The organism is Sphingobacteriaceae bacterium GW460-11-11-14-LB5, from assembly GCA_002151545.1.
In the GTDB taxonomy this organism is placed as follows: Bacteria; Bacteroidota; Bacteroidia; order Sphingobacteriales; family Sphingobacteriaceae; genus Pedobacter.
The window spans coordinates 724707-737703 of the sequence record CP021237.1 but is presented as its reverse complement, the minus strand read 5'-3'; the positions used below and the strand labels follow the sequence as shown (position 1 = coordinate 737703).

Annotated in this window: 7 protein-coding genes; all 7 read right to left on the bottom strand. The window is 38.7% G+C overall.

The window, feature by feature from the left end; translation table 11 throughout:
• Nucleotides 1–2: 2 nt before the first annotated feature.
• The 7 genes from CA265_02950 to CA265_02920 all read right to left on the bottom strand — a co-directional run bounded on the left by CA265_02950 (nt 3) and on the right by CA265_02920 (nt 12987).
• Complete coding sequence (locus tag CA265_02950) at nt 3–1226, bottom strand: long-chain fatty acid transporter (GenBank protein ID ARS38690.1); 1224 nt, start codon at nt 1224–1226, stop codon at nt 3–5.
• A 77-nt stretch (nt 1227–1303) separates the two neighbouring features.
• Nucleotides 1304–1615, bottom strand: a complete 312-nt coding sequence (locus CA265_02945; protein ARS38689.1) for a hypothetical protein — start codon at nt 1613–1615, stop codon at nt 1304–1306.
• Between the two features lie 91 nt (nt 1616–1706).
• Nucleotides 1707–3941 (bottom strand): alpha-1,3/4-fucosidase, encoded by a 2235-nt coding sequence (locus CA265_02940; protein ID ARS38688.1) that lies wholly within the window; start codon nt 3939–3941, stop codon nt 1707–1709.
• A 78-nt stretch (nt 3942–4019) separates the two neighbouring features.
• A complete protein-coding gene (locus tag CA265_02935) occupies nt 4020–6059 on the bottom strand; it encodes a hypothetical protein (GenBank protein ID ARS38687.1) in 2040 nt (679 codons plus the stop codon).
• Complete coding sequence (locus CA265_02930) at nt 6056–6844, bottom strand: beta-glucanase (protein ARS38686.1); 789 nt, start codon at nt 6842–6844, stop codon at nt 6056–6058. Before CA265_02930 ends, CA265_02935 begins: the two co-directional genes overlap by 4 nt.
• Before the next feature lie 113 nt (nt 6845–6957).
• The gene (locus CA265_02925; protein ARS38685.1) at nt 6958–8559 is read right to left on the bottom strand and encodes a sulfatase; all 1602 of its coding nucleotides are present in this window, start codon (nt 8557–8559) and stop codon (nt 6958–6960) included.
• Nucleotides 8560–8700: 141 nt separating this feature from the next.
• Nucleotides 8701–12987, bottom strand: coding sequence for a DNA-directed RNA polymerase subunit beta' (locus CA265_02920; protein ID ARS38684.1), 4287 nt, complete (start codon nt 12985–12987; stop codon nt 8701–8703).
• Nucleotides 12988–12997 lie beyond the last annotated feature (10 nt).

The following is a 12997-nucleotide window of genomic DNA, read 5'->3' as shown; positions in this document are numbered from 1 at the left end:
TCCTACCATTTATAAGTTAACGAAATACCTGGTGCATAAACCAAAGTTTTAAAGGTACCATCCAGGCCCGTTTCGATATTCTTTTGTTTACGCGATTTAACATCTTCAAAAAAGAACGATGCATTAACTTCGAAATGGCGGGTAGGTGTATAACCTAAACCAGCACTTAAAATATAACGGTCGGCATCAGGCGCTTCGGGGGTTACGTATCCATCCTGTACCGGAGAAAAGGCATAACCAACACCTGCCCTTAATGCTAATTTCTCTGATGCCTGGTGGTTAATACCTAATTTAAACGAAGAACCATCACGATAATTGCGTGCCGATTTTGTATCAACAAGCGCAGGTGTATTGGTTGCATAATCAAAAGATAAATCCTGATAAATGTGCCATTGTACCCAGCTTGCATCAAATGCTAAAACGGTGCTTTTTGACAAGGGAATACCTACCCCTAAACTGGTTGTTGCTGGTAAAGGCAATTCGGCATTAAATGTATTTCCAGCCGGGAAAGATCCTTCTAATGACTTAGGAACTTCAAATTCTGCTGAGCCACCATCAAGTTTTGTAATGACCTTCGATTTGTGTACCAGTGCAAAAGAGATGTTGCTTAATGTTTTAATGTATAAACCCGCGTTCCATCCGTAACCTGTTCCGGTACCATCTAAGGTTGCTTTTCCCGAACGACCGTCAGGAAAATTTACAGGAATAGCCCTTTGAAGATTTACATCGCCATGGTTATAAACGAAACCTGCCCCTATACCAATACGATCGGTAATTTTTATACTTAAAGTTGGTTGAAAATAGATTGCTTTTAAATTTAGTGAGGTTAAAGCATACTTACCAGACCAATTATCGCCCCAATCTACCAAACCGCCAAAAGGTGTATATACACCTAAGCCAACCTTCCATTTATTCGATTTCGGACCCCAAACCGCATAAAATTCGAAAGGTGGAGCAATTTTGTTCTTCACATCTTCTGTAACGTTCGAACCTGCTTGTTTAAAAGCCGACTTAAATAATAATGGGTTTACACCTGCTGAAACGGAGTTTTTCTCTAAGAAAGTTACTGCACCTGGATTGTAAAATACGGAAGCCTCATCTAAAGCCAATGCAGAACCTGCACCTGCCATACCAATTTGTTTCTGTCCTTGTAAATTAACCTGGAAACCCTGCCCCAAAACCCAAAGTGGGGCAGAAAGTAATGCGCTCAATAAAATTTTTCTCATCTATATATGGTTAAATAACAAATATATACTATGCTAACATAGCAAACAAACATTTGTTTGTAAGATTTTGAGTACGCTTACGCTTGAGCGGTTGGCCCGCCGAAGCCCATCGGAAAAGGTGGTTCTTCCTGAGTTTTAATACGTCCGTTTACGGCTTCGAATTTCTGAATGTTATCTTCCAATGCCGATAATAAACGCTTTGCGTGTTCCGGAGTTAAGATAATCCTTGATTTCACTTTAGCCTTCGGAATTCCCGGCATTACGCGGATAAAATCCAATACGAACTCGGTATTAGAGTGTGTAATGATGGCTAAGTTTGAAAAAATTCCTTCAGCGATTTCTTCTGATAACTCTATGTTTAATTGATTCTCGTTTTGTTGTTCTTCCATAATAGCTCAAAAATAAAAAATTCCGCTGCTTAATAGCGGAATTTAAAACATAATGTTTGAAATAAAATTAATTCACTGGCGCTATAAAATATTATTTTTCTAAAAAATCTAATTCTGCTATGGCCAATGTTTTTTTATTGCCTGCAATCGCTGTTGCTTTTACCTGTATATATTTTGCTGAAATTGCTTTTTTGAAATAATGCGTGCGCGGGGTTGGATCGTTAATTAAATTACCAAACCCGAAGCTCTCGGCATCTTGCCAGGTTTTACCATCGTTACTGATTTGTAAAACGCCTTTCTCTAACATTCCATCAGCATAATCAGTTGGTGGGGTATAAATAAAACCCGTTAATTCACGGACATTACCTAAATCTATTGCTATTTGGAGCTGATCATTGCTTTCGTTCGCTAACCAATACGTTTGTTTTTTACCATCAAATGCCATTGCAGCAGCGTGCTTAGCACCTTCGCTATCACTACTTAACAATTTCCAATCTTTTTTCACTATACCAAATGTTTCAGTGGCTATAGGTCCTTTTTCTTTATTGGTTATGGCTATTGCTTTTACTTCGCCTTTTGCAATTTGAAGCGGACCAGTATATTTTTTAGCACTGGCATTCGGTACAGTTCCGTTTGTGGTGTAGTAAATTTCGATGCCTTTGTTAAGGTTAGCGGTAGCATTTTCTCCGTGTGGCTTCCACCCAAATACGTGGGTTTTCGGTGAAATGGTGGTTAAACCATTGATATCTCTGCTAAACTGTAATTGTGGCGGACGTGTACGGTAATAATGTGCCGATATGGTGGCTATTGCAGGTTCAGCTCTTGATGACAGAACAGTTAACCTAAACCTCGAAGAAGTGATTTCAGGGAAACGTAAAATACGTTTATAACCGATATTCGTTGCCGCAGCAATTTTTTGCCATTTATTACCGATCCAGGCCTCCAGCTGGTGTTCGATTACGCGCTCGCTATGGTTTGCAATATCTTCCTGTATTGCGATTCTATTGATGGTAACCGGCTTAAGCGTTGCTATTTCAATGCTGTTTTGCTTATTGTTAAGTAAAACATAAGTGTTCATATCGTTATCGAGTACTTGTTTTGCACCTTTTGCACCGGCAAATAAATTTTTGCCATAGGTTTCGGTGATGCGCTTACCAACCTCGTTCAGTACACTTACATCTTCATCTGAAAATTTACCACTTCTATTTGGGGGGATATTGAGCAAAAAAGTCGAATTTCCACCTGCAGAACGTTCGTAAATATCAAAAACATCATCCGCACTACGTACTTTTTGTTTCTCATCGTCACGGTAAAACCAGCCTTCTCTTATGGATGTATTGGTTTCGGCTTGTTGATAGTGCAGGTATTTAGCTTTATAAAGTTCGTTATTGCTACCTAAATCCTTATCTGTCATATCAGGAAAATGTGTCGCCGTATCCGGGTTTTCACTATAAGGAATTACGTTCCACTCGGTTTCGCGGGTTCCACCAGCTTCATTGCCACACCAACGGATGTCTTCTCTACCAAAAATCACCGCTTTTGGTGCTAAAGTATGGATCAGTGTTTTCCAGGCCGGATAGTTATATTTCTGTCCGCCTTTGGTTTTAGGATGTGCACCATCAAACCACACTTCATCAATTGGTCCGTATTCGGTTAAAACTTCAAATAATTGGTTTAGAAAATATTCGTTGTAATCGTCAACCTCGAATTTAAATTTAGTTGGGTTAGCGAACGGGCGTCCTGCTGTTTCGCGTGGAATGGTTCGCGTAGATATTTTACTCAGATTGCCATACAATCCTTCAGGATTTTCGATTTGATATAAATCTGCCGGAGATAAATAAATACCTAGTTTAAGTCCGTATTTTTTGCAAGATGCAGAAAGATTTTTTAGAATATCTCCTTTCCCGTCTTCGAAACCTGTTGACATGATGCCGTGTTTGGTGTAACGGCTTTGCCAAAGTACAAAACCATCATGATGTTTTACGGTAATGATCACCATTTTCATCCCTGCCGATTTCATCGCCTGGCACCATTGATCGGTATGCAGTTCTTTTAAATCAAAAACTTTCGGGTCTTCTTTGCCATTTCCCCACTCCATTCTGGTAAAAGAGTTTGGCCCAAAATGAATAAATGCAATAAACTCGTTTTTTAATGCGCTTAATTGATTAGCGGTTGGCACCACATGACTTGCCTTTGCAATAATGCTGGCTTTACTTTCTCCGGGCGTAATGGCTATGGTATGCTGTGGTTTTAATTTGTCGCTTTGAGCTAAAGCGTTGGCCATGAATAACGCCATCAAGGTTGAGGTAACAATTAATTTTTTCATTAAATTATTTTGTAATAAAATTAGCATTTGGTTAAGGTTGAAGTACAACGTATGTTAACAGTCTTTGAATCTATATTATCATTTTCGCTCCGCTTTTAGCGCGACAGCCGCATCACTAATCCATTTCCCATCTTTCTGTTTAACAGGAATAAAGGCGAACATCCAGTTCTGCCCGGTTATGGGTTTAGGCACTTTTATCAACAGTTTATTCCACCCTTTTTTAAGCTTGATGGCTGCAGGTTTACGCGACCAGAAAAATTCTTCATCGGTATATGGAATTTCATTGGCTGGTGTAAACCAGGTTGGTTTAAGGTTTTGGTTTCCACCCGGATTTTGCCAAACCGGCCCTTTTAGTTCCATATTGTTGATATAAATTTCGCCACCATTGGCATCCCATTTTCCATTTTGTGGTATGCCCGCACTATGCCTGTTAGAACGTGCAGGGGTTTCGAAACCAATTAAAGCATTGATCGTTTGGTCTGCTTTACAAAAAATGTACGAAATAAAATCAACTTGTGTTAAACTATCAATTGGCTGATTTGGAATTAACGATTGATTAATTCTGATCACACTTCCAGCAACTTTTTGAAACACTTGTTTTGCTTCCCCAGCCTTGTTTTTCGGATAAACCTTGCTTAACTGCCATTCTGTTTGTGAAGTATTAAAATAAGGAAATGCCAGCTGACTAAAAAACCGGCCCTGATGAGCTGTTAACCGTTTTTCAAATTCTGCGAAGTATTGATTGGCCAGGGTATTTTTTAAAGGTAAAACATTAAGGTATTCGGGCTTAGCCTCAGCTCGCCCACACCAAACGGCTTCACTGTATGCCAATGCACCCGGCCAAACCGGATTATGCAGAAAAATTTTCTGCTTATCTGCTACCCTGGTATCTGGCCAGCAACATAAAATACCACCTAAAGCATATTGATCTCCCTGAGCTTTGTTGCAAACCTGTTGGAAAAAGTAATGCTGAATTAAAGTAACAGCATCAAATAAATTTAAATAACCACCATACGAATCGATAATGGGATTAGTGTTATTGTTGGCTACTTCGCCTGTTGCTTCTTCCCGCCAAAGCTGCTGTATACTTCCTGCTGCTGGTGGCAAGCCCGGATTCCACACCATTACCTTACGTGCGTTGGCCAAAACCCTTTTGCTCATCCTATCGATAAATGCCACAGGATTGGGAATATGAACCTCATCAGAGCCAATATGTATAATCGGGCAATCGCCGGATGGGATTTCTTTGCAAAATTCGTCAATTAACTTTTCTAAAGTCTGCATACCCTGCACACTTTCCATCTTAAAGCCAAATACACGCTCGAAATAAGCACTATGCCCAGGCATATCTAATTCGGGGATAATGGTGATAGCCCTTTCTTTAGCAAAGCGGATCAATTCCCTAATATCATCAAAACTGTAACTACTATCCGGATCGCGGCTAGTCTGCCTAAATCTGGATTCATTAAGCTGAGGGAAGATTTTACTTTCCATACGCCAGGCCGGATTATCTGTTAAATGCCACTGAAAGGTATTATATTTATAATGAGAAAGTATTTCCAGTTGTGCTTTTAACATAGCAATACTTTGAAAATTACGCCCATTATCGTGCATAAATCCCCTAACAGCGAAAGCTGGCCAATCACTAATCTCGCAAAAAGGTAATGAGCTGAACCCGTTTTCTTTCAGCATTAACTGCCTCAAAGTCTGGATACCGTAATACAAACCATTAATGTCTGGCGCGCTGATGTTAATTCCTTTTTGAGAAACGGAAAGCTGATAACCTTCTTTTTTAAGGTTTGGTATTTCTACGATTGCTAAGTTTACCTGAGTTTTATTTTTGCCAGAATTGGCTGAAATCGTAAGACCATTATCCACCAATAAGCTTTTTAAAGCAGGTAGAATAGCAGTATCCGCATTTGATTTGACAACAATTTGCTTAACAATCAATTTCCCGGGCAGCCATTGTACTTTCTGTGGAAATGGAATAAGTGCAACAGGTGCACGGTTTAATTCATCAAGCGAATGGTTACTTGTCCAATTATTTCCTTTGGTTTGTGCACTTAGATTAAAATAGATCCCTATAATAAGAATACCAAATAGAAGCCTCTTCATCATTTTGCACCGTTTTTAAATTGATGAAATTTCACCCAGTCAATTTCCATTTCTACCGGCAAATCGGCATCTTTTATCTTCCCAACCCAGCTACCTCCCAGCTGCATATCGATAAGCAGATAATGTTTGCTTTGATTAAACGGAAACTGTCCTTCTTTGGTCGTCGCTATTTTTGGATAGGTAAAAGCCTTTTTGTTATTCACGAAGAATACTAAACTGTCTGGATACTTTTCTACAGCATAAGTATTAAATTTTTTGGGATCAATTTTAGCTGTTCCTCCTGATTTTGGTTTATCCTTTATTTTAAGGGTAAGCGTATAATAAGTGTGAATGGTTTGATAAGCTATGGAATCAAAATTTAGTCTTTCCATAATATCAATTTCGCCACCATCAGGCCATTTACTGTTTTCGGCCAGCATCCAAAAGGCAGGCCAGGCACCCTGGGCTCCATTTAGTTTGGCTTTAATCTCTAAACGACCAAAACCAAAAGCCACTTTATCTTTGGTATAAATACCACCGGTTAAGTAGCGTGAAGTATCTTTCGAAAAATCATTATTTTTTATTCCACGGAGTATCATTTTACCGTCCCGAAGCGCATAACAATTTTCATCATCGCTCATGTGCCTGTTCCAATCGGCACCTCCGCGAGGTATTTTAGACCATTTTTTTTGGTCGAAACTACTTTTCTGGTTAAAATCTTCCTTCCAGGTTGCTTTCTGGTTATAGGTTCTACTTACCGAGCAGGAATAAAGTAAAACCATTAATAATGAAAGTGATACAAGCTTCATAAACCGAAGTTAATTAAACCTTACACAATAAATTAATGGATTGTCAGCCCACAACTACGCAAACGTTTGATAGATTGTAACAAAACGAATACGCAAAACATCGGCAAGAAAAGCTATAAATTCTGATTAAAAACTTTCAGGGCTTCTTTATCATCGTAGGCGATAATTAGCGCCTTAAGTTTCTTTTTAAGCTCATTTTTAATGACAAAATAGTTTTTATCCTCAATTATATTTTTTAATTCTTTGGGATCTTTTTTCAAATCATACATTTCCCAGGCCTCGGTGCCTTTATAAAAACGAGCCAAAACATAACCATCGGTTCGAATGCCAAAATGCGGCGAAACATAATGTGGCCCTGGATATTCATAATAATGATAATATGCGCCTTCTTTTTTCCAGTTTTTTATTTTTGGATTTTCTAGTACGGGCAAAAAAGACCTACCCTGCATGAAGCCTGGTTTGGAGATGCCTGCAAAATCAAGAATTGTTGGTGCCCAATCAACATTTGAGATGATTTGATCTAATTTTTTATCTTTCATTGCCGAAAGGCCTGGCACACGGATGATGAATGGGGTACGAAGGGATTCTTCATAGATAAAACGTTTATCAAACCAACCATGCTCACCCAGGTAAAAGCCCTGATCTGAGGCATAAATAACAATCGTGTTTTCACTTAATCCATTACGATCCAGGTAATCTAGTATTTCTCCAATATTTCTATCCAGTGATTTTGCCGTAGCATAATAGTCTTTCATGTATCGTTGAAACTTCCATTCTTTTAACGCATTTCCTGTTAAATAAAGTTGCTGAAATGCTTTCGAAAGCTGGCCGTAATATGCACGATATGCTTTGCTCTGCAGGCTATCCATGCGAGAATACTCTCCCTGCTGATAATAGCGCATCATTGATTCTTCAATCTCTTTTCCTTTTACTGCCGGCTTTGTGGCTTTACCTACATTAACTTTTTCACCAAAAGGCTGATTGATTTTTAAATCGGTTTTAATTGTCATGGCCTCCCCAATACTCATTAATTGCTTAGATGCCGCCGTTCTTCCTTTATAATCATCGTAAAACGTAGCAGGTAAAGGAAATTTTATCGAGTCGTATGCGCCAAGATCCTGTAAATCGGGCAACCATTCTCTGTGCGTTGCTTTCTCACCTACAACCAGGAAAAAAGGTTTATCCGGATTTCTTTTGTTTAAATAATTTTTTGTCAACTCCGTTATCACCTCCGTTACGTAACCATGGTACAATAAAGTATCGTTCTTTTGGTTTATAAAATCAGGATTAAAATAATGTCCCTGTACAGGCATCACATTCCAATAATCAAAACCCTGTGGAAGGCTTCCTAAATGCCATTTCCCAATCCAGGCCGTTTGATAGCCATTTTCGTTCAATATTTGTGGTAAAAAACGTTGGTTGGTATCTAATACACCGTCGTTAACCTTATAGCCATTTTTATGGCTGTATTGCCCGGTTATAAAGGCTGCCCGGCTTGGTCCGCAAATGGCATTTGATACAATTGCATTGTTAAACAAGGTGCCAGACTTTGCCAGTTTGTCAATATTCGGTGTATGAATCAATTTATTCCCATAGGCACTTATTGCCTGATAAGCATGATCATCGGAAAGTATAAAGATGATATTAGGGCGTTTATTTTGAGCAAAAACCGTGGCTTGAAAACATAAGAAAAGAAAGAGAAAAAAATTCTTCATATGGCAAAAATTATTGGATTAAGCAATTGCATTTAAAACTACACAAATATTTTTTTTTCGCTGCGATGAAAAATAATCGGGTAACAAAAAAGCCTACCGATTTTTACATCGGTAGGCTTAAAATTATTGTTAGATTAAAATCTAAGCTTCTACTTCTTCTTGTTTCGAAGCTAATAATTTATCGTATTCTTCCTGAGAACCAACGATGATTCTTTCGTAACCACGTACACCAGTACCTGAAGGGATTAAGTGACCAACGATCACGTTTTCTTTCAAGCCTAACATATTATCGCGTTTACCTGCAATTGCTGCCTCATTTAATACTTTCGTAGTTTCCTGGAACGAAGCCGCAGAAATGAACGATTTAGTACCTAATGATGCACGTGTAATACCTTGTAAGATAGAACTTGCAGTTGCTGGTCTTGCATCTCTAACCGTAATCTGTTTTAAATCCTTACGTTTCAATTGAGAATTTTCATCTCTTAATCTACGTAATGAAACAATCTGACCTGGTTTGAAATCTGTAGAATCACCTGCGTCTTCAACAACTTTCTTGTCGTACATTGCATCGTTCTCATCGGCAAAATCCCAACGGTCAACAGCATTGTTTTCTAAGAAAATAGTATCACCTGGATCTTCAATGTGAACTTTCTGCATCATCTGGTGAACAATTACCTCGAAGTGCTTATCGTTAATTTTCACACCTTGTAAACGGTAAACCTCTTGAATACCATTTACTAAGTATTCTTGAACCGCTGCAGGACCTTTAATTGATAAGATATCGGCAGGAGAAATTGAACCATCTGATAAAGGCATACCGGCTTTCACAAAGTCGTTATCCTGTACAAGGATGTGTTTCGACAATGGAACCAGGTATTTTTTAACTTCACCATCTTTCGATTCGATTGTGATCTCACGGTTACCACGTTTAACGCCACCTAAAGTTACCACACCATCAATCTCAGTTACTACAGCTGGGTTAGATGGGTTACGTGCTTCAAATAATTCCGTTACACGAGGTAAACCACCTGTAATATCTCGGGTTTTACCAGTTGCACGAGGAATCTTAGCGATAATCTGACCAGTTTGGATAGCTTCACCTTCATCAACTGAAACGTGGGCACCTACCGGAATGTTATAACCTTTAATCATTTCGCCTTTTTTATCAACGATCTGAACTGAAGGGTTTTTAGTTTTATCACGTGTATCGATAATTACTTTTTCACGGTGACCAGTTTGCTCATCTGATTCTTCACGGAAGGTTACACCTTCAATAATGGCATCAAATTGTGCTTTACCGGCAAATTCTGATAGAATAACCGCGTTGTACGGATCCCACGAACAGATTTTATCACCTTTAGAAAGTTTATCACCTTCTTTTACGAATAAGAATGCACCGTAAGGAATGTTGTTGGTTACAATGATACGTCCGGTTCCTGGCTCAACAATTTTGAACTCACCTGAACGACCTAATACCACCTGAACTGTTCCTTCTTCTGTTTGTGTATCAACAGTACGGATATTTTCGAATTCGATTACACCATCAAACTTAGCTACGATGTTAGATTCTGCAGCAATGTTTGATGCAGTACCACCCACGTGGAAAGTACGAAGTGTTAACTGTGTACCCGGCTCACCGATTGACTGTGCTGCAATTACACCAACTGCCTCACCTCTTTGAACGCGTTTACCAGATGCCAAGTTACGGCCATAACATAATGCACAAACACCACGTTTAGATTCGCAGGTTAATACTGAACGGATCTCGATACCTTCTAACGGAGATTCTTCGATCAATTTAGCAACATCTTCGTTAATATCTTCGCCCGCACCTACTAATAATGTATTATCCAAAGGATTGTATACATCATGTAATGAAGTACGGCCTAAAATCCTGTCGTACAATGGCTCAACGATATCTTCCTGATCTTTTAAAGCGGTTGTATACATACCTCTTAAAGTACCACAATCGTTATCGTTAACAATCATATCCTGCGCTACATCATGTAAACGACGGGTTAAGTAACCCGCATCCGCCGTTTTTAACGCCGTATCCGCCAAACCTTTACGTGCACCGTGAGTAGAGATAAAGTACTCTAATACCGATAAACCTTCTTTAAAGTTTGATAAGATCGGGTTTTCGATGATATCGCCACCTGAACCTGATTTTTGAGGTTTCGCCATCAAACCACGCATTCCGCAAAGCTGACGAATCTGCTCTTTAGATCCACGTGCACCTGAATCAAGCATCATGTAAACAGAGTTAAAACCTTGGTTATCTGATGATAACTGAGTCATAACGAATGTAGTTAACCTGTTGTTGATACGGGTCCAGATATCGATAATCTGGTTGTAACGCTCGTTGTTGGTAATGAAACCCATGTTATAGTTGTTTCTTACCTCTTCAACCTCAGCTGCTGCCTGTTCTAATAAAGTATGTTTTTCAACCGGAATGTTTACGTCTTGTAAGTTGAACGATAAACCTCCCTGGAATGCCATTTTGAAACCTAATTCTTTGATATCATCCAAGAATTGAGAAGCACGGGCCATACCGGTCATTTTCACTACTTCACCAATAATATCTCTTAAAGATTTTTTGGTTAATAGCTCATTGATATAACCAACTTCTTCAGGAACCATTTGGTTGAACAATACTCTACCTACAGTAGTTTCAGTTAATTTATTAACGATAGAACCATCAGCTTGTTTAACATTTACCCTTACTTTGATAAATGCGTGCAAGTCTAATTCTTTTTCGTTATAAGCAATAATAACTTCTTCCGGAGAATAGAAAGCAGAATCCTGTCCTTTTACCACTCTGGTTTCATCTGTTCTACGGCCTTTAGTAATATAATAAAGACCCAAAACCATATCCTGAGAAGGTACTGTAATTGGTGTACCGTTTGCAGGGTTTAAGATGTTATGTGCTGCAAGCATCAAAACCTGGGCTTCCAAAATTGCGGCATTACCTAACGGTAAGTGCACAGCCATCTGGTCACCATCAAAATCGGCGTTAAATGCAGTACAAACTAGTGGGTGTAACTGGATTGCTTTTCCTTCAATTAATTTTGGCTGGAAAGCCTGAATACCTAGTCTGTGTAGCGTAGGTGCACGGTTTAATAATACCGGGTGACCTTTTAATACATTTTCTAAGATATCCCAAACTAACGGATCTTTTCTATCAACGATTTTCTTCGCAGATTTAACTGTTTTTACTACACCACGCTCAATCATCTTACGAATAATGAACGGTTTGTAAAGTTCAGCAGCCATATCTTTCGGAATACCGCACTCGTGTAATTTAAGGCTAGGCCCTACAACAATTACCGAACGAGCTGAATAATCCACACGTTTACCTAATAAGTTCTGACGGAAACGACCTTGTTTACCTTTCAAGATATCTGAAAGTGATTTCAAAGCACGGTTACCTTCAGTTTTTACCGCATTAACTTTACGTGAGTTATCGAATAACGAATCTACAGCTTCCTGCAACATACGTTTCTCGTTACGTAAAATTACCTCTGGTGCTTTAATCTCGATCAAACGTTTTAAACGGTTGTTACGGATAATTACACGACGGTATAAATCATTTAAATCGGAAGTAGCGAAACGGCCACCTTCTAATGGTACTAAAGGACGTAATTCTGGTGGAATAACCGGAACGATTTTAACAATCATCCACTCAGGGCGATTCTCAATACGTGTATTAGCGCCACGGAAAGCTTCAACAACCTGAAGACGTTTTAAAGCCTCATTTTTACGTTGCTGAGAAGTTTCGTTAGCTGCCTGGTGACGTAAATCATAAGATAAAGTATCTAAATCAATACGTTTTAATAAATCTTCTAATGCTTCAGCACCCATTTTGGCGATGAATTTATTAGGATCTTTATCATCCAGGTATTGGTTTTCTTTAGGTAATTTATCTAAGATATCTAAATACTCTTCTTCCGTTAAGAAGTCCATATAGTTGATACCTTCTTCAGCCATTAAGCCTGATTGAATAACTACGTAACGCTCGTAATAGATAATTAAATCTAATTTTTTAGTAGGTAAACCTAATAAATAACCGATTTTGTTTGGTAAAGAGCGGAAGTACCAGATGTGTGCAACAGGAACCACTAAAGCAATGTGGCCCATACGCTCACGACGTACTTTTTTCTCCGTTACTTCAACACCACAACGATCGCAAACAATACCTTTATAACGGATACGTTTGTATTTACCGCAATGACATTCGTAATCTTTTACCGGACCAAAAATACGCTCACAGAACAAACCATCACGCTCAGGTTTGTAAGTACGGTAGTTAATGGTTTCTGGTTTCAACACCTCACCGCTTGAACGTTCCAAAATAATTTCTGGAGACGATAAGCTAATCGTGATTGATGTGAAATTGCTTTTTAATTTATTATCCTTTTTGTAAGACATACTTATGTAA